We start from the raw sequence: 21970 nt of genomic DNA, 5'->3' as shown, positions 1-21970 counted from the left end.
TATTCATGCTTGGGGACGCCTTGAATCACCTTGAATCCTATTGAGTCCCCTTGACCTTATTCAGCCAAAGGCTCGTTATCCGAGAACAAATCTGGATTCTTCAGCAGCATATCCGTAAGAATTTCCGTCGTTTTCACCGTATCGCAAACCAACACCTCGGCATCGCCTAGACGTGCGCGATACAGCGCTCCCTGTTCTTCGAGTACATGCTCAACCTTCCAGAAATGCTCCGACCAAGGCAAGCCGCAGTGGCGACGGGATGGAACCAATACCTCTCTGCCGTCGGGAAGCACTGTATACAGCTGCTCATGCTCATCCGTCATTCTTCCTGGAATATCAACCCATTCCTCGATTCCGTGAATGAACGTATTTCTGCGCAGGTCAACGCCTACGAGCAGAATGGTCGCCTTTCGATCCAGCAGGCGGCCCCAAGCCGATTCCCGGTGGCATGGCGTATCCCAACGCTCATCCCCAGCCGTGAACTCAGCCGCATCCTTCCCGAGAGCCGCTACGGAATGCGTAGGATGGAGGGAACGGATAACGCCTGGTCGTTTACGGAACAATTCCGGCAGGATACCGACACATACTTCTGATGTCGCGACATAAAATTTCGGATTATCCGCATTGATATAAGACCAAGTATGCGTAGGCAAAACTAAGAGCCCATCTTTCATATATTCCGAAAGGGCATCCAGAACCGTGTCCGCCCCTCCCTCTACTTCGCCAATACTTTTCATAGATGAATGCATCAGCACGGTTCCATGCCGGTTAATGCCAGCGCTTTCAAGCTGATCCATCAGACTTTTCTTCGTGTGCATGATAAACCTCCAACTGTTGGTAATTAAATGATTCATCACCATTATACCTGTCCTGCCTGGAACAACAAGCCATGTTTGATCAATTCAACGAAGAAAAGTCGAACAATATGTAGAACTTAATGTATGAAACTGCTTGATAAAAACCGAGCTCAAACCAAGCTCAAATTATTGAAATCCTGGTCTTTTTCAATATAATGTAAGATATCATACAATTTAAGGGCCATGCTTTCTGGCAGTACCAGAGACAACCCCTCGGCTAATGAGGGGCTGTCTCTTTTTTTCACAAAATTTGGAGGATGAACAAGGAGGAATTTCAGTGACAGACCCATGTTATGCGCAAAAACCGATCTTGACCAAAGAGGCACTGAAGGAGCAATTCTGCCGTTGCGGCCTGTCAAGCGGACAAACGATATTCGTGCACACTTCGTTAAGCAAGATCGGGTTCGTGGTTGGCGGAGCTGAGATCTTAATTCGCGCTTTACTTGAAATTGTCGGCGAGGAGGGGACATTAATGATGCCCTCTCAAACCTGGAAGAACCTTGACCCCGCTACAGGTGTCCATTGGGAGGTGTCTCCCGAACATTGGCCCATCATTCGCAAGCACTGGCCCGCCTACGATAAAGAAATTACGCCAGCCATCGGCATGGGCGTTGTGGCGGAGATGTTCCGGAAATGGCCCGGAGCTGTTAGATCCGACCATCCAGCTAGATCCGTAGCTGCCGTAGGCAGGCATGCGGAGTACCTTACGAAGGAGCATGATTTAGCTCAGATTTTCGGCAAAGGCTCACCAGTTGATAAGTTGTATGAGCTTGACGGGCACATCCTGCTCATTGGAGTCGGATACGACAAAAACACCTCGTTGCATTTAGCAGAGACGAGAGCTAATTTTCCCACAAAACGGTTTACAGAAGAAAGCAGTGCGATCATGATCGACGGAAAGAGAAAATGGGTGACCTACCGAACGCAAGCTGTAGATGACGGGGATTTCATCGAATTGGGTCAGCATTATGATCGAGCTCACAATGTGACGATTTACAAGGTTGGAGAGGCAGAAGTCCGCTTTCTGAGACAAAGACAGCTCGTAGACTGGGCGGTTCAATGGATGGAAACGCATCGGAGGGAGAAATAATTTTCAAAATTAAGTGAATTTTATGTATCGACTATAAATCCATCTGTATAAGTTGAATAAGTCGAATGATAAAGTGAATGCAGGCGACCACGCCTAGAAAAAGAAATCGCCCTTCATCTGCTAATCGCATTGATGTAGGGCGATTCATTGAAATACTATCCTCCGTATTGTACAAAAGCAGGATACGCAGTTCCTTCACATCCACCTATTTCTGCACAAGGTTGAACTCATGAACCCAAACGCGCATGGTCGGTACCCAAGGCATCCCGGGATGAATGGAGAGGATCGACTGCTTGTATTCTTCCAGGCTGGCGTATCCCTCCTGTTTGGCATGCTCTTCCGTTAGTTCGCCCAGAGTTTGGGTATAGACCTGTTCAACTACAAAATCCTGACCTTTCAGCGTCATCACTTCTCCAACATCGGCATACCGACCGTTACGGCGGGTTGCTGTTTTCTGGCCTGCCAATACCTTCTCCACATCCGCTGGAAGAGTGACTAACCGTTCGATAGAACATGTCTTAGGTGGCAATGCATCGTGTTCCGCGTGATTTTGCATATCGTTACCCTCCTCATACCATTCTTTACTTGTACTTTATCACAATCATGAATTTACCGTACAGTAAGCCTCCAGCTTTCCATCCGGCGCACCCTCCCGGCTGAGAACGGATCATAGATCATATGCCTCTAATGTCCCGCTTTAACTACCTTCAGATAGTCCTCCAGTTTGGAGCTCTTGACATAAATGTCAGGACTGATGTGAGAATTCATAATGTTCTTCTGTCTCACGTTCCAATAGTGATTTACTGCGATGACCATAATTTTGTTCGTCTTATCCTCAAACACGCGTTGTCCGACGCCTTTACCGTAAGTGTCTTGGCCTATAACCGTCACAACAGGCAAATAAGTACTCAAGCCCATCGTCAATAATTCGGAGGCGCTCGCGGTATCCCCATCCACTAGAACGTATATTCTTTGGAAGGCTACATAATCTGCATTCGAGTAATAGCTGTCCGCATAACCATCCCGCTCGATCAGCATACTTGTCACGCATTCGGGCAGCAGCGCATCCAAAATATTATTCGCGCTGTCCATATTACCGCCCGTATTCCCCCGCAGATCAATGACTAATTTTTTTGACCCGGGATTTGGGATTTGATCAAGGTACTCAATGAACCTGTCGTCCGTATTGGAATTGAATTCGTAAATGCGAAAATAAGCGATAGTCCCTTGGTCTTCATAAATTACATCCTGTTCTTGGCCCTCGGTTAACCTGTCGTATTCATCCCCGTAGATTACGGAAGTGAACATATCCCGCGGATACCTCGCGCGCTCGATGACCGCAGCTATTTCCGCCGTCGTCAAATCCGGCTTATCCAGTTTGGACAAGATCTTATCCACGTCAGAATTACTAGTTATGTACAAATAATTATCTTGGAAAAAATGTTTAACCCGCTCGCCAAGCGGACTCCTGCTATCTTGCAACAAGTCTTGAATATATAAAGCCATGGAATTGCCGGAGTATAAATCCAAACTCTTCGCGCAATACTCCTCCGCCCTGTCGTATTCCTCCAGCATAAAATAGGAATACGCTATCGTGGCATAGGCTTCGTCATCACTCGGGTCCAGCTCAATCACTCGCTCCATAGCCTGGATTGCCTCGGCATAATGTTCTAAATCAAAGTGGCATTGCCCCGTGAACCATGGAATAAGGGAAGAAGCCACCTCTTGCTTTCCCGCTTCCTCGCCAAAGGCGATGCACTGATAGTTCCTGCGGCCATGGTACAATGCCCTTAACTTATTGATACTGCTCTCTTCATGCTGAGGCTGGAGCTGTACGGCCTGGTCGTAGTATTTTGCCGCTTGGACGTACATGGCCCTGCCCATATGAGCGTCTCCCATGGCTATATGTATATCCACATTAGAATCATCCTTCTGAATGGCTGCATCATAGCTGCTCTTCACCTGTTCAATGTCTCCCAGCATGCTGTAAGATGCTATCATTTGCGCATAAACTTCAGTATGGCCAGGAAATCTTTCGATCATTCTCCTATAATGCTCTTCTAGAAGACTTAGATCTCCCATATCTTCAATTACGTCAGCCTTTATGCGATATGCTTCATAATTATCCGGTCCCTGTTGAATGAGATCATTTGCCAAATGATTGGCTTCCTCATACCGGCCCAGCTGGAGGAGGGTGTATATTTTTCCTTCGAACCCATCCAAATCGGTCTCATCCATACTCAGATAAATATCAAATTGCTCCAATGCTTCTTCATACCGCTCCAAGTCAAACAGTGTTCTGCCTTTGCCATAATGAGCAAACTTCTCGTTTCCCATCGACAGAGCCTGATCATAGCTCTCCAAAGCTGCTTCAAATTCATTCAAACCGTATAAGGCATTTCCTTTATTCACATACTCCCAATCCCCATTCGGCAAAATGAGGAGCGACTTCTCCATGTACTCCAGGCCCTTGTCATAATCCTCCAACTCATTATAGGCCCAGCCAAGATTGTTAAACGGAGCTCCCATATACTCATTTAACTTAATTTCACGATCCAAGTCGACGAGAGCCGGCTCCATTTTATAAGCATATTCAATCGCCCTCTCCAAGTACTCGATCGCCTTATCATATTCCCCCTTATCCACTAATCGATGCCCTGTTGCATTATTTCTTATCATTTTCCCCCAGTCCTCAGAACCTCTGTAAGCGGACAGCCGAGTACACCCGCTCAACATGCTCAACGTGCAAATAAGAACCATAAAGATACAAATCCAGACGATGCTTCTCTTCTTCAAACTTTTCCCCCACTCTTCACAGCAATTTAATCTCTTTCGTTAGATCAACTATATCTTATCACGGAGCATTAAGGGGAGGAATGACTTCCGAGTAAGATAATGGAATGTTGAAGCAGCATGTGATTCCTGTGTCATTTGGATTTGCAGGCATATTACATTTGCTCTATGTGTTCATACCCTTATAATGGAAGTTGGTGTAACTATTGATAGAATAGAATGGGTGAGAGCAAATATGATGGAAATTTACGGTGTTCAGCTAGAACCAAATATAACTTCGCTCTCCATATGGAGCCTTATCGAAGTACTCCCCTTGGAGAGACAGGAACGAATTCATAGATTTATACGTAAAGAAGACGCGCTAAGAACATTGACAGCCGATATCCTCTCTAGACTGCTCATCTGCAGCAGGCTTAACATGAAGAACAGGGATATATGCCTGATTCAAAATGCATACGGCAAGCCGTTATTAAAGGAAGACTACGGCCTGCATTTCAACAACTCTCACTCAGGCAAATGGGTAGTTTGCGCCATAGACGAAGCACCTGTCGGCATTGATGTGGAAGAGGTAAAGGAGATAGATCTTGGCCTCGCCGAGCGCTTTTTCTCCAAACAAGAGTGCATTGATCTTCATAGGCTGCAGGATGACAACAGATTAAGTTACTTTTTTGATTTATGGACGTTAAAAGAGAGCTACATTAAAGCAGCGGGCATGGGGCTATCCCTGCCGCTCGATTCTTTCTCTATTCGCGTCAGCCCGGAGCGGATCGAGCTGAATACCCGCAACGAACTCAACTGCTGCTCATTCAGGCAATATGACATCGATTCCGCATACAAGCTGTCCGTTTGCGCCATGCATGATCGCTTGCCTGATCATATCCGCATGCTAAGCATGGATGAGCTGCATAAACGATTCATGACTTATGTGTGAGATGATGACGTGAACTAATTTTTTATGGCGCCCGGTAATACCATTTGCGTCTAAGAACGTCTCGAATAATCCACATCGCCAACCAGAGATTAGGAAGCCGACAGCTTAATACTAAGCTCCAGGGAGTATCCCCTTTAACAACCATGTAATGCTCCCCGGAGTGAAGATTAAAAAAGCCGTCTAGTCGCTCAAAAACACACTATACACGACCACGTTTCATCGACCACACTGTTACCTAAATCGAACCTAAGATGAAATAGAGTAGGAAGAAAACGGCGATCATATACATCGTCATCGATACCTCCGCCCGGCGTCCCGTCACCCACTTCACGATCGGGTAGGCAATGAACCCAAACGCAATACCGTTAGCGATACTGAAGGATAAAGGCATGATCGCCAGCATCATATAAGCCGGAAACGCCTCAGTGAAGTCGTCAAAAGGCACTTCCTTAATCGACATGATCATTAGGCATCCCACGATGATTAACACCGGCGCAATGGCGCTGGTCGGGATGACTTTGAACAAGGGTACGAGAAACAAAGCCGGAATGAATAGCAGTCCTGCGGTGAGCGAGGTAAGCCCGGTTCTTCCACCGGATGCAATCCCAGTCGCTCCTTCCGCGGCCGTCGTCATCGGACTGCAACCGAGCAGCCCAGCGCTGATCACCGACAGAGAGTTCGCCTGAAATGATCGTCGGAACTTCGACTTATTCGGGAGCATGCCCAACTGGGTCCCCATATTTTGAAATATAATGACCATTGATAACGAGAACACCGCCGTCCAAAATTGGAACGTGCCAATTGCGCTGAAATCCAAAGCCAGAAAAAGCTCACCGTACCCGCTAAAAGAAATACTAAAGTCCCGAAGCACTGAAAAGTCAACAATGCCTAACGCCGCACCAATCCCCGTTCCAGCGATGATCGCAATCAGGAAATTCCCCTTTACATTTCGCAAAAATAATGGCAGCGCGATGACCAAGGTTAAAATTGTCGTCAACGCATGAGGCTCACTAAGATTAGCCAAGCTCACAAAGGTACTTTCGTTCGCCACGATCAGTCCACCGTTTTTCAAGCCTAAAAAGGCAATAAAAAAACCGATTCCTGCCGTCATCGCATGAATCATCGACTTCGGAATCGAACGGGATAAATAATCGGCCCACTTCGTCACCGAGGTGACCATAAACACAAGACCCGCGACAAAGACCGCAGCTAATGCTTGCTGCCAAGTTAATCCTAATGAAAATACGAGCGTGAATACAAAAAAAGCATTATCCCCCATCCCCGGAACAAGAATCAGGGGCGAGTTTGCCCACAGCGCCATCAGCATACAGCCGATGAAGGAGCATATGACCGTCACAATCGTAGCCGCTTCATACGGCATCCCAACCATGCTCAGAATAGTGCCATTCACGGCAATAATATAGGCCACCGTCATAAACGTAGTTAATCCCGCGACGATTTCTGTGCGTATCGTTGTTTTTTCCTCTTGAAGATGAAACCATCTTTCCAATCTGCTATCCAAGTCAGAACACCTCTTTATTAACACTACAACCTTCTACTTTAGTCCTCCGGCATGAACCTGTCGAGTGGATTGTGCCTACCTGCCCGCCCTAGCCGCGGATTTCAGCCAGCTTACAAGTTGCAAGGCCCTCTACCCTCTACGTGCCATATTCATCATAATGATTTAAAAAAAGGAGCTGAAGGTCTATAACGACTCCAGCCCCTCGTCCTTACTATGATACCCTACACTACACGGATTAACTGCGACTTTACAAGATCTTGTTACTTTGCAATATGCAATTTACTTATCCCTAGCACTTGCCTAGAGCTGGATTAAGCACCCGCACAAGCTGCCCTAACGCTTGCCCACCTCATATGGTTCCCCTAACGCCTTCGGCGCGCGGGCTTTACCTACTGCGCCAATCAAGACGAGCATGGTCAGGACATACGGCAGCATGTAGAAAAATTCATTTGGAATACGGGCGGCAAATTCGAAGATCTGCAGCTGATCTTTGACCGCTTGTGCCAAGCCGAAGAATAAGGAGGCTAACATGGCGCCAATCGGATTCCATTTGCCGAAAATGACCGCCGCCAACGCAATATAACCTTGTCCGGAGATCGTGTTGAACGCGAAATTGCCATTCGAAGTCAGTACAATCGTCGCTCCACCCAGAGCGGCAATCGAGCCGCTGAGAATAACGGCCATGTAACGCATCCGGTTGACCTTAACCCCTACGGTATCTGCGGCGCCCGGATGCTCGCCGACTGCACGCAGCCTGAGCCCAACAGCGGTTCTATAAATAATGAAGTAAATTACAATCACAAAGGCGATAGCGATATATGTCGTCGGATAGTTGTTGAAGAACGCATTCCCAATGAACGGAATATCGCTTAGAAACGGAATTCTGAATTTATGGAATACCGTCGTCAACAACGGGCTTTCCGCGGACCCTTCAAAGATCAATTTCACCAGAAAAAACGTCGAGCTCGCCGCGAGAATATTGATAACAACCCCGCTAACCACCTGGTTGGCCTTGAACCTGATCGTAGCTACGGCATGAATACTGGAAAATATCGCCGTGAACACGAAGGCTCCAATCACCCCGAGCCATGGTGACAACCCTCCTAACCCTGCCGTCTCAGCATAGTAAGCAATGATCGCGGAGAAGAAAGCACCAGACACCATAAAGCCTTCCAGCCCAATATTAATAACGCCCGAACGTTCGGATATAAGACCACCGAGAGCCGCAAAGATAAAGGCCGTGGAGAATACGAGCGTCCCATTAATGAGATTGCTGATAATGTCCATCACTTACACCTTCTTCTTCATTTTATTAGTAAGCGGACGGAAGAAGAGCTTCACAATACCCGGTGCGGCAACGAAAAAGATAATGAAGCCAATAACCATCCGAATGATCTCGCCCGGCACTTCCGCACCAAAGCTCATCCCTTGCGAGCCGTAAGTTAGCGCGCCGATCAGCATCCCGGAAAGAAGCACGCCAAGGGCTGTATTTCCGCCAAGCAGCGCTACCGCGATTCCATCAAAGCCAAGGCCGGAGGTCACCGAGTTAATAGCGATATATTTGAATACGCCAAGCACCTCAAATGTACCGACCAAGCCGCCAAACACGCCGGAAATAAACATCGTACGTACCATAACGTTTGATACCTTCATCCCTGCATACTCGGCTGCATCCGGATTTAGACCGACAGCGCGCAGCTCATAGCCCCATTTGGTTCTGTTCAAATAAATGTGATAGAAAATCACGGCAAGGATAGTAAGCAGGAATCCCCAGTGAATACGCGCACCACCCATCAACTGTGTGAGCCAGCCAATCTGAATGCTAGCCGATTCTTCGATCATCGCAGACCGCTGTGTACCTGCTTGCGGCATGAATGTACGAATCATGTAATGGCTAAAATACAGTGCAATAAAGTTAAACATAATACTGGTAATAACTTCATTGATGCCTCGTTTAGCCTTAATATACCCCACAAGCGCACCCCACAATCCCCCGAGGATTGCACCGAATATGACAGCGACGATCGCATGCAGCAGTGGAGGCAGGCTTAGCTTAGTCCCGACAATAAGCGCACCAAGTGAGCCCATTATAATCTGCCCATCGACCCCGATGTTGAACAGTCCCGCGCGGAAAGCAATGCCTACCGCCAGACCGCACATGACCAGAGGAACAATCGAACGGAGCGCTTCACCGAAGTCATAACTGCTACCGAAAATTTTTATCACAAGAGATTCATAAGCGAGCAGCGGATCATACCCGCCGATCAACATAATTAGCGCACCCAGTAACAAACCAATGATAATAGAGACAACAGGAATAACAGCAGATTCACGTCTGAAAATACTCATAAATTTATTCATGTGTGCCATCTCCTTCATGCTTACCTGCCATCATCAACCCAAGCTGCTGATCATTCGTCGATTCCGGCGTCGTCTCACCGACAATCTGTCCCCCGAACAGGACGAGAATACGATCAGCCACGTTCAATATTTCCTCCAGCTCAAAGGAGATGAGAAGGACGGCCTTTCCTTGATCCCGCTGGGCAATGAGCTGCTGATGCACAAACTCGATTGCACCTACGTCAAGTCCCCGTGTTGGCTGAGCCGCGATAAGAACCTGAGGCTTCTTGTCAATTTCGCGGGCGATAATAATTTTCTGCTGGTTTCCTCCAGACATAGAACGAACCTTCGTATCGATGCCTGGCGTGCGCACGTCAAACTCCTTGACGAGGCGCTCGGCCACCGTATCCCTCGATTTCTCATTAATGAAGCCGCGTTGGTTAAGCTCCGGCTGATCATAGGTTTGCAAAATGATATTTTCACTGACTGTAAAGTCCAGAACGAGTCCATGTTTATGCCGATCCTGCGGAATATGTGATAGCCCGCTTTCTGAGATGACACGCGGGGATTGATTGGTGACGCTCTTCCCCTGCAGCAGAACATCCCCTGATTTAATACTGCGCATTCCTGTAATGGCTTCGATCAATTCCGTCTGACCGTTGCCATCCACCCCGGCAATGCCAACGATTTCGCCTCCGCGAACAGAAAAGGACAGTCCATCTACCGCATTTTTTCCTTTTCCGCCTTCAACGATGAGATCCTTTACTTCGAGCAATGTGTCTCCAGGCTTGGCCGACTTCTTCTCTGTCTTAAAATTAACTGCCTTGCCCACCATCTTCTCCGCCAGTTCCTGCGGGTTCGTCTTAGCGACTTCCACGCTCTCAATAACCTTGCCCCGACGAATAATCGTACAAGTATCCGCAATTTCCATAATTTCTTTCAGCTTGTGCGTAATCAAAACGATTGATTTGCCCTCGGCAACTAGACGCCGCATGATTTCAAGCAGCTCTCTTATCTCTTGAGGCGTTAGCACGGCCGTTGGCTCGTCAAAAATTAGGATGTCCGCGCCCCGATAGAGCGTCTTGATAATTTCTACCCGCTGCTGCATGCCAACGCTGATCGATTCGATCGTAGCCATCGGATCAACATCCAGCTTATATTGCTCGGACAGCTTTTTGACCTGCGCGCTGGCCCCCTTGATATCGATCTTCATCCCCTTCTTCGGCTCCATGCCAAGAATGATATTCTCCGTTACCGTAAAGGGCTCGACCAACTTAAAATGCTGGTGCACCATCCCAATGCCGAGATCAATCGCTTTATTCGGGCTGTCGATCACTTCCTTTTGCCCATTGACGTAAATTTCGCCTTCATCGGGCTGATATAGCCCAAATACAATGCTCATCAAGGTCGATTTACCGGCACCATTCTCCCCAAGCAAAGCATGGATTTCTCCGCGTTTCAATTGAAAGCTAATCGAATCGTTGGCCACTACTCCGGGGAATCTCTTCGTGATTCCTTTCAGCTCTAATGCAATATCCGCCTTAGTCAAAGTAGACCCCTCCATCAAAGTTTCCGTCCCCTGTCACACCAAGGCGACAGGGGACGAATTTTATTATTCTACAGGTACAACAATTTCACCGTTAATAATCTTTTGACGATACTCTTCGACTTTAGCCAGCACTTCAGGATCTACATTCTTATCGGAGGTTGGAGCAATATCGACGCCATTCTCCTTCAGACCCATCAGCGTCACTTGACCTGCCGGGAAGTTACCTTCCGCTAAGCTCTTGGAAATTTGATAAACGGCTTCGTCTACTTTTTTCACCATAGAAGTCAATGTTACATCATCGCCGAAGATCAAGGATTGGTCTTTATCGACCCCGATCACCCACACTTTTCCACCCTTACTGTTACGCTCCTTCGCTTCATTAAATACACCATTACCCGTCAAACCCGCTGCGTGGAAAATAATATCCGCACCATCGTTATAGATTGTGGAAGCTGCTGATTTCCCCATATCCACCCGGTTGAATAAGCCTGTATAGTTAACGGTCAACTTGGCATCTGGATTAACCGCTTTAATCCCCTCGCGGAAACCGACTTCGAAGCGCTTAATAACCGGAATTTCCATGCCGCCAACAAATCCGATTTTGTTCGTCTTGGTAGTAAGACCGGCGATAACCCCTACCAGGAATGAACCTTCCTGCTCTTTGAAGGATACCGACGCCACGTTAGGCAAAGTCAGGTCGGAATCCACAATCCCAAACATCGAATCCGGATTCTCATTAGCCAGCTGAGTTACGGCATCCGCCAATGTATATGCGGTGGCCCATGTCAGGTCGTAATTCGCTTTGACGAATTGATTCAGGTTCGGCACAACATCAGCGTCGGTTTTCGGCTCCAGGTATTTTACTTCAAAACCATAGTCCTTCTTCAATTGTTGAAGTGCTTCCCATGCACTTTGGTTGAAAGATTTATCATTGACACTTCCAAGGTCAGTCACCATACCTACTTTAAGCTTCTTGATCTCTTGCTGATTACCGTCGCCAGCAGGCGTATTCGCATTCCCGGCATTCTGATTCGTCCCCTTCTGTCCACATGCCGTGAGAACCAGCATAAATACCAGCAGAAGAGGTAATACAGTTTTCATTGTCTTTTTCATTTGATGTTCCTCCCTAATGTTCATTTGTCTTTGGATTTTACTTTGATAATTGCTCCGCAGCCGGTAAGAAGCTCGCTAGAAGCTGCTTGGCTACTGTTGCATGACTGCCTAACTACCCAAGAAACTATCCCCCAACACCAACTTATTTACCGCGAAGTAACCGGCTAACGTAATCGCCGGACGCCGCAACAGCCGGGTCGCTATTTCAATACCATCTAAATTATTCTTTGTTGGGATGGAGCCCTTTATTCCTTGTCCTGTAAATATATCATAATTTTTACCAACAGAGATAAAATCTATTATTGTCAGCAAGTTCCACCCCCTACACCGTCCAAGAAAATGAAGTATACCCGTTCGTATTTCGTCCCATAACCTCGCTTCTGCATAACAAAAAGCTACCATGCTATGTTTTGCTTAAATCATGTTACAATAAACGGTAGGGCTGACTTACAATCTCATGACCAACAGTTGTTCACATCACGTAACTGAAAGGACGTAGAATTCATGATCGATAACCTCTCAGACATTCACATTTTCTCGGGGCTTCCTGAAGAGGATTTACAATATATTGTCCCATTTCTCAAGGAACGGCAATTCAAGAAGAACCATATTCTTATGTTTGAGAATGACGAGAGTGATGAGATTTACCTGCTTCGCTCAGGCATGGTTAAAATTTATCGCATGTATGAAGGCAAAGAAGTGGTTCTAAGCATTACTATGCCCGGTGACATCATCGGCGAGCTCGAATCACTATCGAACAGCTACCATCGAATTTCATCGATCGAGGCGCTCGAAAATGTCTCTGTCTGGCAAATTTCCAGCCAAGACTTTCTGCATATCGTCGATAAATATCCCATTGTCCTTAAAAACGCCTACAAAATTCTCGTCGAACGCACCCGGATGCTCAATCGCATGATTCGATATCTAACCTTCTATGACGTTCGCGGTAAAGTCGCTAACCTAATCATGGATCTTTATTATAACTTTGGCACGAGTCGTGATAGCGTTTACAAAATTGATCTGAGAATTAACCAATCCTTGCTGGCCAATATGATCGGAATTACCAGAGAGTCCATTTCCAAGACGCTAGGCGACTTTCAAGCCGAAGGACTCATCGATATTCGCGGCAAGTACCTATACCTCCTTGATATGAAACTGTTAGAATCTATTTGTCATGAGACGGAAGAGTTCCCTACGCTTCGCAAGTGGTATAACAATTAAGCGTGCCTGATGCCTTCAATATATCAAATGATAGCGTTTTAATTCCGTTAACGGCGTAACGATTATTTTGTTAACCAATTCACAAAAATGGGGTTAACCCCTTAACAGTCCATACAGCTTGCATTGTGCTATGCTTTTCGTGTAATGTTTCAAAAGGCACAATATAACTATGCTGGAGGGATTTTACATGAGCTTTCACATTGAAGCTAAAGTTGGCGAAGTTGCTGAATCCGTTTTGCTGCCCGGCGATCCGCTGCGCGCAAAATATATTGCCGAGACGTTCTTAGAGGATGCCGTATGCTACAACCAGGTGCGTGGTATGCTTGGTTTTACAGGTACTTACAAGGGCAAACGCGTATCGATTCAAGGGACTGGCATGGGAATGCCTTCCGCCTCCATCTACATCCATGAATTGATTAACGACTACGGCGCCAAGCATCTCGTGCGTATCGGAACATGCGGCGCTATTCAGCACGACGTCAAAATCCGTGATGTCATTGTCGCTCAAGCGGCAGCGACTAACTCCGCGATCATTCGTAACCAGTTCCCTGGATACGACTTCCCGCAAATCGGGAATTTTGACTCCATTAAGACTGCTTTTGAAATCGGTGTCAGCAAAGGGCTGAATCTGCGTGTCGGTAACGTCCTCTCTTCCGACCTGTTCTACACGGACAGCAGTGATGAATTCAGCAAGCTCGGCAAACACGGCGTATTGGCCGTAGAGATGGAAACAGCAGCACTGTACTTCCTAGCCAACAAGTTCGGCGTCAAAGGCTTAAGTCTTCTCACGGTAAGCGATCATATCCTGACTGGAGAGCAAACAACCGCTCAAGAAAGACAAACGACGTTCAACGACATGATCGAAGTTGCCCTAGAAACAGTTTCGAAGTAGGCTTAAACCTGAGCCTTTAAATAAGTCAAACCCATCACAAACAACGAAGAGGACTACCTGAAAAGCAGCTTGTACCGCTATCGGGTAGTCCTTTTATATTTAGGGGTATGGCCCATTTTTGGGAGCATACTTCTATGCCATTACTGTGACTTGATCAAAGTGTTCACCTGGCTTTACTATCATTCTTAGGTCGCCCCTGCTACTTAATCATTTGCCTGATCAGTTCACGATTGCGCTCCTTAAACACTTCGTTATGGGAGGATACCATCCCGCTCTTATGAGCGTCCGGCTGGATATATTGCTTCGCCCGATTTACCGCATTGGCCGCATCCTGGAAAGCACCTGCAATAAGATGCAATTTCCCGTCATGCTTCAATATGTCCCCCGCGGCATACAGCCCCTCTATGGAAGACTCGCTCCCAGCGCTGCCGGCAATATAATAATTATCCGCAATATCAATTTTTAATTCGCTATTCTCAAGCAAGGTCGTGTCGCGTTCATAGCCGTGATTGATAATCACTTCATCAATAGCCAAGCGAGTAACCTCTCCCGTCTCATGATTCGTCAGTTCAACACGATCAATCGTTTCTTGGTTCTCTCCAGCAATGAGCTTCGTAATCGACGTATTGAAGTAGCAAATAGCCGAGCTGTTCATAAGCTGGGTCGCTTGCGCTTCATGCCCGGACAACGCTTCTTTTCGATAAGTCAGGTAGACCTGCTCTGCAATCGGCTCCAATTCATTCGCCCAATCAATTGCGGAGTTGCCGCCGCCGGAAATAATCACGGTCTTGCCCTTAAAGCGCTGGAGTGATTTTACCGTATAATTTAGGTTGGATACTTCAAATCGTTCTGCACCTTCAATCTCTAGCTTTTGAGGATTCAAGATACCGCCGCCTACAGCGACAATTACTGTCTTGGAATAGTGTTTCTGCCCTGTGGCAGCCCGCAATACGAAAATCCCTGCTTCATCACGGGAAATCGACTCGACCTTTTCATTTAACACGATCTCTGGGTCAAAGGTTAGCCCCTGTTCTACGAGCTGTTCAATTAACTTCTCGCCCGAAATCGGCGTTAGACCTCCGACATCCCAGATCATCTTCTCGGGATAGACATGTATCTTCCCGCCCAACCGCGGCTGGTATTCTATAAGCTTGGTTTTCATCTCCCTAAGCCCGCTGTAAAAAGCGGAGTAAAGCCCTGCAGGCCCCCCGCCAATTATAGTTACATCAAATATTTCCTGCCTTTGCTCCACCACATCCACTCACTCCTCACCCCAAAAATAAAGACCTGATAACGGCTAGCAACGTTAACAAGCCAATTTATAGTAATTATACTGAAATTGAGAATCATTATCAATATTAAAGGAGTTATTGAAGACGGCATTCCGGCGGGCATCATGGCCGCCTTAATCGGCACCCCTGCTTTGTATATTTGCTGTTAAAAAACTGATCCACATGCTGAAAGCCCCCAGGTAGAAGATTGGTCCTTCCGCTTGGGGGCTTACCTGTTGCAGGCTTTTGCTCTATTGCACTTTTACGCTATTGCTCCATCACTGCCTTCGCCGCGTTTTCCAACGCACCGATCACCTTATCGCACCATGCATCAAATTCTGGATCCTCGACCTGGAGCTCGGGATGTGCGAGTATATGCTTGACGGTTTGCTTTATCCCTTGATCAAGCCGAGTGGTAGCAACAAACTCCGGAACAAGCCGCTTCAGCTTGGAGTTGTCGAACACAACCGAGTTCGCTTTGTCCCCCAGTAGGCCACCCCGCAAATCATCCGAGCCGCAAGCCGCCAAAAACTCGGAGGACACATGCACGGCATTCAGCTTCACGCCCAAAGCATCCGCAATTATTTCATAGATTTGATTCCAGGTCACCGTCTCATCGGACGTAATATGGACGGACTCGCCGATCGCATGAATGTTGCCCATCAAGCCGATGAAGCCCTTAGCAAAATCGCTATTATGCGTCATTGTCCACAGGGAGGTGCCATCGCCATGGATGATGACAGGCCTGTTCTCCAGCATCCGCTTAGCCACCTGCCAGCTTCCCTTACTGCCATGCACGCCCAGAGGTATAGATCGCTCGGAGTACGTGTGGCTTGGCCTTACAATCGTAATCGGGAACCCGTGCTCCCGGTACTGCTTCATCAGATATTCCTCACAAGCGATTTTGTTTCTGGAATATTCCCAATAAGGGTTAGATAATGGCGTACCCTCGGTAACTCTATAATCGGATAAAGGAGTCTGGTATGCAGAAGCTGAACTGATGAACATAAACTGCTTTGTTTTCCCACTGAACAGCCGGTAATCTCTCTCTAACTGTTCCGGATGGAAGGCGATAAAATCGGCAACGACATCAAAGGTCATATTTTCAAGCAGCCTGGACACTTTATCTTCATCATTGATGTCCGCTTGCAGGACGCTAACTCCGGCCGGCAAGCCGCTATTTCTTGTACCCCGATTCAATAAATAAAGCTCGCAGCCTGCTTCCGCCAATTGCTTCGTAATTGCCGAGCTGATCGTTCCCGTTCCGCCAATAAATAGTACTCTCATATGCCACCTCCGCAAAATGTTCATTCCACTTTCACGATATCATGCACGTGCTGCCAATACAATCGTAATGCCTGGGTACTCCATTTCATAAGCACACCCCATAGGAGCTCAAAGAGCTCAAAAGTGCCTATAGTACAATCTATAGCACTTTATAGTGCTTACTGCTCCTAATCCTAATTACGCCTTGGATTTAATGTCATCGGCGATACAGCAAAAAGGGGCCATCTCACAGCAGTCATCAAAATGACCAGGAGACGCCCCTTTTCTAATTTACCTTTTCGATCCAGCTGATCAGTTACAATGATGTTAGTTCATCCCTAGCATAAAATCACTTGGAAGCAAGCTCGACAACCCGGTCGAAGGCTGGTTTGGGATGATGCTGCCCATCAAACAGAAATGGCCAGTTTTTACGTCCGCGTACCGGAAAATCGTCTAGCCAAGTATAATCATCCGCCGCTCCCCAGAAGGTGACCGAGCTAATTACCCCACGATATTCCTGCAGCAGTTTGAAGATAGCTCCGTAGCGTTCTGCCTGCTGCTCAAGCATTTCTTCCGTGGGATCTGCTAAGTCCGTACGCTTATCATCAAAGCGGAACATCGATACATCCAGCTCCGTAAGCTGCAGTTGTAAGCCAAGAGAAGCGTACTTCTCTATTGCCGCACGAATGTCATCCAGGGAGGGGTCGAACAGATTCCAATGGGCTTGAAGGCCAATGCCATGAATCGGCACGCCCTGCTCCAGCAGCAACTTCACTAGAGTATAGATTTTATCCCGTTTTCCAGGATGCGACTCGTTGTAATCGTTATAGAAGAGTAATGCATTCGGATCAGCTTCATGCGCATATTCAAACGTCCGAGCAATAAAGTCCGGGCCAACGATATCCAGCCATTTTGAGCGCCGCAGCAGACAATCACCCTCATCCGCAATGACCTCATTGACGACATCCCAAGCATAAATATCATCTTTATACCGCCCTACAACCGTATGGATATGCGACTTAATCCTTCCGAGCAAGGTTACTTTATCCACCGGATTGCCATCTCCGTCTTCAAACAGCCAGCCCGTAGACTGGTTATGCCATACCAAGGTATGCCCCCGCATCGCCATACCGTGCCTTCGGGCGAATGCCACCAACTGGTCCGCTGCATCGAATGAATACGCTCCCTCTTCCGGCTGCAAGCTGGCGAACTTCATTTCATTCTCAGCCGTAAGGCTATTGAAATGATAGGTAAGCAGTTCCTCCTGCGTCCGTATGGTCAGGGGGTTCACAGCAGCTCCAATCCAAAAATCATCTGCAAAAACATCCTTCAGCGCTGCCTCCGCGCGCGTACGCCTCTTATCCAATTTAAAATTCCTCCTGACTGGTCCGATCCAGGTCATCTATTCCTTGTTCCGCTAGCCTACTCCTTTACACTTCCTACGTTCAATCCGACGACAAAGTACTTCTGCATAAACGGATACACCACCAGTATTGGCACGGATGCCACGACGGTCACCGCAGCACGAATCGACAAAGGAGTGACCAAAGATTTCGCCGTGTCCTGTGTCATTCCTGCCCCTGCTGCCACGTTAGGGTTGTTATTGGAGTTCATGCTAGAGGACAGCAGCTTCATCAACTCATATTGCAGCGTACTCAGCTCTTGCTTGGAAGAGGTGTAAATAAATGCGTCAAACCAAGAGTTCCAAGCACCCACCGCTACGAAGAGGGCAATGGTCGCTAGCACAGGCTTACACAACGGAAAAATAATTCGAATAAAGATTTTAAAATCGCCAGCCCCGTCAATCCTTGCCGATTCGATCAAGCTCTCTGGAATCGTCCCGATGTAGGTGCGAATCACGATCATGTTGAACGCACTGATCATCGACGGGAGGATATATACCCAGAAGCTGTTTAGCAAGTGCAGCTCTTTGATGAGGAAGTATCCGGGAATAAGTCCAGCGCTAAAATACATCGTAAGAATAAATACCAGCGTAATCGGCTTGCGAAAAACGTACTCCCGTCGACTCAGCGTATAAGACAGCATCGTTGTCAGAAATATATTGAGCAGCGTCGATAGTACGGTTCTTGCTACCGATACCCAAAATGCATTATAAATCGTCCCCGAAGCAAATACCGCCTTATAGTTCTGCAACGTCCATTCCCTAGGCCATAAGTAGATTCCGCCTCGAATCGTATCATTCCCCGCATTAAGCGAAACCACAATCGTATTCAGGAAGGGATATAAGGTCACGATGACGAGACAAATCATAAAAATCGTATTGAAGGTATTAAATAAAATCGGCTCAACTCGCCCCAATCCAAAGCCTTTCCTTCTAGGTACACCTGTCATGCGCTGCGGGCTGATCTGTTGATTTCTCATACTTATATCAGCCTCTCTTCCCCTAGTCGCTTGGCTGTCCAATTCGCTATGAACAGCATGGTTACGCTGACGACCGTTTTAAAGATTCCCCCGGCGGTAGCTAAGGAATAGTTTCCTTGTGCCAAACCGTATTTCAATACAAATATATCAATAGTCTCCGACCAATCCACGATAAGCCCATTTCCAAGCAAATATTGTACTTCAAATCCGGCCTCCAAAATGTGCCCGACGCTCATGATCAGCAGGATGACAATGGTTGCTTTGATTCCCGGAATCGTGATATGACGCATCTTCTGATAGCGGTTTGCCCCGTCAATTTCCGATGCTTCATAGAGCGCAGGGTCAATGGATGCCATGGCGGCCAAATATATAATCGTATTCCATCCGACTTCCTTCCACACATGCGAGGCGCCAACGACACCCCAGAAATACTTCCCTTCACTGAGCCACAGGATCGGTTCGTCAATGATATGCAGTCGCATCAATATATCGTTCACGATCCCGTCCGAAGCCAGGGAAGTGGCGACAATCCCCGTCACGATGATCCAGGATAAGAAATGCGGCAGATACGAAATCGTCTGCACGGTTCTTTTCCATAACACCTTCTTGATCTCATTCAGCAGCAATGCCAGAATAATCGCGGTCGTAAAGCCCAAGATGAGGTTGATAATACTCATCCCAAGCGTATTTCGCAGTACTCTGAGGAAGCTATCGTCCGTAAATAGAAACTTAAAATGCTTAAAGCCCACCCAAGTCTGTTCGCTAAAGCTGCGCGCCGGCTTATAGTCTTGGAATGCCATCGTCCAGCCCCATACTGGCACATAGGCGAACAGAATAATGTATAGCATTAACGGGACGGACATCCATATTAGCTGCTGCTGACTCTTAATCAGCGACCAGGTCATCGGCGTTTTTTTCTTCTGCTTTCGGACGGCTCTCTTTTTCGATAAGGTCTCATCCATACTAGCTGCTCTCCCCACAAGCTATTTCAGAAAGCAGGAAGCGAGCGCTTCCACTTCTGATAAGAACACCTTATTTGCTCCAGTTGTCGATTCTCCACTTGATTTGTTCATTGATTCGGTCTTCATAGGCTTTCACGTTGACCTTACCGATCTCTGATGTATATTCGTTCCATACCGCCTCAAAATCGCTTGGCTTAGCCAGAATCGCCCGAGGCAAATATTTGGTCGACAAATCATTCAGCTTCGTATTTACGACTTTAGCTTCAGAGCCTTCTACAAGATCGATGGTCCAAGCCGGATAGGATACAGCATTCTCAGGCGGCTCACTGAAGAAATCAACATAAGAGTCGTAGCCATAAGCCTCCAGGAACTTCCGGTCGTATTCTTTGAAGCCTGCCTTATATTCTTCAGGCTGAGCAGCCGCATCGGTAGCATTACCATCGCTGAAGCTGCCCTCAATCTTCGGAGCGAATTTAAAGAAGGTGTCGGCCTTGTTAGCCAGCTTCCAGGTGCCATCCGTAAAATTATCCCGCTGCTCTTGCGTTTTCATAAAACGGCCTTCTTCGTTGACGATGTAATCTTCTCCCTCGAAGCCCCAGGAAAGAATCTTCTGCCAATCTTCCGTAATGAGCGTATCGAGCAATTTAAGGATTCTAACAGGGTCCTTGGCGTTGACGCTGATTCCAAACCCGTTGTTCAAGTTCAGTGGCGCGCGGTCACGGTAATGATCCCTTATATTCTCGTCATATACTAGAGGCAGACCAACATAGGTTCTTTCCAGCTTCCCTTGTGTGGTCAGCGAGTCCTCTGCAGTCTGGAAATTCCAGTGCTGGTCGAACATTCCGAGTACCGTGCCATTGGACAGCTTCGCCATGTACTGATCATAATTTTGTACAAAAGCTTCTTTATCCAGCAATCCCAAGCTGTTTATTTCATTCAGCTTCTTGTAATACTGCTTCGCATAATCCTTATCCGCGAATAACTCTGCTACCCCGTCTTTCACAACAACTCCGCCATCGTTCGGATGACCGATTAAGTGCTGCGGAGCATTTAATAATCCCCAGTTTCTCCAGTCATAGTTCAATATTTCAAAACCGATCGTTGGACTCCCATCAATCGTCGGGTACTTCTCCTTGTACTTCGCGATCAAATCGAAATATTCATCCAGTGTTTTCACTTGCGGATAACCGAATTCCTCTAGCACCGCCTTTTGAATCCAGAAGGCCGGCCCGGCATACCAGCTGCTGTTCAATTTACCGTTAAATACCCCGTAGTTAGGCAGGATATAGATGTGCCCATCATTCGGATCTTTCATCATGTTCCAATATTCCTCATAATGCTTCTTCAAATTCGGAGCATGCTCCTCGATCAGATCCTCCAACGGTATATAGGCGCCAGCGGCCGTCAGCTTCGTGTTCCCGGTCATCATATCTGGATAATCTGATCCGGCGATCATGACACCAAGCTTTTGGTCAATGTCCCCCGCTAGGAACTCGAAATTCATTGTGGCACCCAGCTCATCTTTAATTTTTTTGTACACTTTATTGTCCGGCGTCGGCTGTTGACCAGCTTCCCCGATAAAGATACTAATTTCAAATGGCTCTACTTTGCCGTCACTATTCCCGGTTGCTGTCTGTTCCGGCTTTTTGTTTCCATTCGATTTGGCATCCCCGCCACCGCATCCCGCCAGAATGACGCTGAGCGACAACAGTAGGATCGTGCCCAGCCGAAGCAATGATTTAGACATAACCCCCATTACAAAAAGCACCTCCATAAAAAGG

General features: G+C 47.2%; 19 protein-coding genes. 4 read left to right on the top strand and 15 right to left on the bottom strand.

The features are described from left to right. Window positions 1–56 precede the first annotated feature (56 nt). A complete protein-coding gene (locus EIM92_RS05555) occupies window positions 57–818 on the bottom strand; it encodes an AAC(3) family N-acetyltransferase (protein ID WP_125081838.1) in 762 nt (253 codons plus the stop codon). 316 nt (window positions 819–1134) lie between these two features. Between EIM92_RS05555 and EIM92_RS05550 the strand changes: the two genes are divergently transcribed. After that, the gene (locus EIM92_RS05550) at window positions 1135–1947 is read left to right on the top strand and encodes an AAC(3) family N-acetyltransferase (protein WP_246021206.1); all 813 of its coding nucleotides are present in this window, start codon (window positions 1135–1137) and stop codon (window positions 1945–1947) included. A gap of 205 nt (window positions 1948–2152) precedes the next feature. Here the strand turns inward: EIM92_RS05550 and EIM92_RS05545 are convergent, their stop codons facing one another. Further along, window positions 2153–2503: an ASCH domain-containing protein gene (locus EIM92_RS05545; protein ID WP_125081836.1), complete on the bottom strand. Its 351-nt coding sequence runs from the start codon at window positions 2501–2503 to the stop codon at window positions 2153–2155. 128 nt (window positions 2504–2631) lie between these two features. Further along, on the bottom strand, window positions 2632–4743 hold the full coding sequence (locus EIM92_RS05540) for a S41 family peptidase (RefSeq protein ID WP_125081835.1): 2112 nt from the start codon (window positions 4741–4743) through the stop codon (window positions 2632–2634). A gap of 232 nt (window positions 4744–4975) precedes the next feature. On the opposite strand from EIM92_RS05540, the gene EIM92_RS05535 reads away from it, so the two are divergent. Then, window positions 4976–5671: a 4'-phosphopantetheinyl transferase family protein gene (locus EIM92_RS05535; protein ID WP_125081834.1), complete on the top strand. Its 696-nt coding sequence runs from the start codon at window positions 4976–4978 to the stop codon at window positions 5669–5671. A gap of 235 nt (window positions 5672–5906) precedes the next feature. Here the strand turns inward: EIM92_RS05535 and EIM92_RS05530 are convergent, their stop codons facing one another. The 6 genes from EIM92_RS05530 to EIM92_RS05505 all read right to left on the bottom strand — a co-directional run bounded on the left by EIM92_RS05530 (window position 5907) and on the right by EIM92_RS05505 (window position 12507). Continuing rightward, window positions 5907–7193 (bottom strand): NCS2 family permease, encoded by a 1287-nt coding sequence (locus tag EIM92_RS05530; protein ID WP_125081833.1) that lies wholly within the window; start codon window positions 7191–7193, stop codon window positions 5907–5909. 333 nt (window positions 7194–7526) lie between these two features. Then, window positions 7527–8480, bottom strand: coding sequence for an ABC transporter permease (locus EIM92_RS05525; protein WP_125081832.1), 954 nt, complete (start codon window positions 8478–8480; stop codon window positions 7527–7529). 3 nt (window positions 8481–8483) lie between these two features. After that, the gene (locus EIM92_RS05520) at window positions 8484–9554 is read right to left on the bottom strand and encodes an ABC transporter permease (protein WP_125081831.1); all 1071 of its coding nucleotides are present in this window, start codon (window positions 9552–9554) and stop codon (window positions 8484–8486) included. Next, complete coding sequence (locus tag EIM92_RS05515) at window positions 9547–11082, bottom strand: ABC transporter ATP-binding protein (RefSeq protein WP_281279662.1); 1536 nt, start codon at window positions 11080–11082, stop codon at window positions 9547–9549. The genes EIM92_RS05520 and EIM92_RS05515 overlap by 8 nt, the downstream gene beginning before the upstream one ends. A 63-nt stretch (window positions 11083–11145) precedes the next feature. Next, window positions 11146–12195, bottom strand: a complete 1050-nt coding sequence (locus EIM92_RS05510; protein WP_125081829.1) for a BMP family ABC transporter substrate-binding protein — start codon at window positions 12193–12195, stop codon at window positions 11146–11148. A gap of 108 nt (window positions 12196–12303) precedes the next feature. Continuing rightward, the gene (locus EIM92_RS05505) at window positions 12304–12507 is read right to left on the bottom strand and encodes a hypothetical protein (protein ID WP_125081828.1); all 204 of its coding nucleotides are present in this window, start codon (window positions 12505–12507) and stop codon (window positions 12304–12306) included. 192 nt (window positions 12508–12699) lie between these two features. Here EIM92_RS05505 and EIM92_RS05500 point away from each other — a divergent pair, with 192 nt between their 5' ends. Beyond that, window positions 12700–13416, top strand: coding sequence for a Crp/Fnr family transcriptional regulator (locus tag EIM92_RS05500; RefSeq protein WP_125081827.1), 717 nt, complete (start codon window positions 12700–12702; stop codon window positions 13414–13416). 187 nt (window positions 13417–13603) lie between these two features. Next, a complete protein-coding gene (deoD, locus tag EIM92_RS05495) occupies window positions 13604–14308 on the top strand; it encodes a purine-nucleoside phosphorylase (protein ID WP_125081826.1) in 705 nt (234 codons plus the stop codon). Window positions 14309–14507: 199 nt separating this feature from the next. On the opposite strand, the gene EIM92_RS05490 is transcribed toward deoD, so the two are convergent. From EIM92_RS05490 to EIM92_RS05465, 6 genes are all read right to left on the bottom strand, one after another. Beyond that, a complete protein-coding gene (locus EIM92_RS05490; RefSeq protein ID WP_125081825.1) occupies window positions 14508–15563 on the bottom strand; it encodes an NAD(P)/FAD-dependent oxidoreductase in 1056 nt (351 codons plus the stop codon). A gap of 283 nt (window positions 15564–15846) precedes the next feature. After that, complete coding sequence (locus tag EIM92_RS05485; protein WP_125081824.1) at window positions 15847–16866, bottom strand: SDR family oxidoreductase; 1020 nt, start codon at window positions 16864–16866, stop codon at window positions 15847–15849. A 328-nt stretch (window positions 16867–17194) separates the two neighbouring features. After that, complete coding sequence (locus EIM92_RS05480; protein ID WP_246021205.1) at window positions 17195–18211, bottom strand: endo-1,4-beta-xylanase; 1017 nt, start codon at window positions 18209–18211, stop codon at window positions 17195–17197. 56 nt (window positions 18212–18267) lie between these two features. After that, window positions 18268–19227: a carbohydrate ABC transporter permease gene (locus EIM92_RS05475; RefSeq protein ID WP_425464173.1), complete on the bottom strand. Its 960-nt coding sequence runs from the start codon at window positions 19225–19227 to the stop codon at window positions 18268–18270. 2 nt (window positions 19228–19229) lie between these two features. After that, window positions 19230–20189 carry an ABC transporter permease gene (locus EIM92_RS05470; protein ID WP_125081822.1) on the bottom strand — a complete coding sequence of 320 codons (960 nt, stop codon included), beginning with the start codon at window positions 20187–20189 and terminating at the stop codon, window positions 19230–19232. A gap of 70 nt (window positions 20190–20259) precedes the next feature. Then, window positions 20260–21945 (bottom strand): extracellular solute-binding protein, encoded by a 1686-nt coding sequence (locus tag EIM92_RS05465; RefSeq protein WP_125081821.1) that lies wholly within the window; start codon window positions 21943–21945, stop codon window positions 20260–20262. Window positions 21946–21970: the final 25 nt, after the last annotated feature.

Source organism: Paenibacillus lentus (assembly GCF_003931855.1).
Classification (GTDB): Bacteria; Bacillota; Bacilli; order Paenibacillales; family Paenibacillaceae; genus Fontibacillus; species Fontibacillus lentus.
Note: the sequence above shows the minus strand (reverse complement) of the source record. Positions and strands in the feature narration are given on the sequence as shown.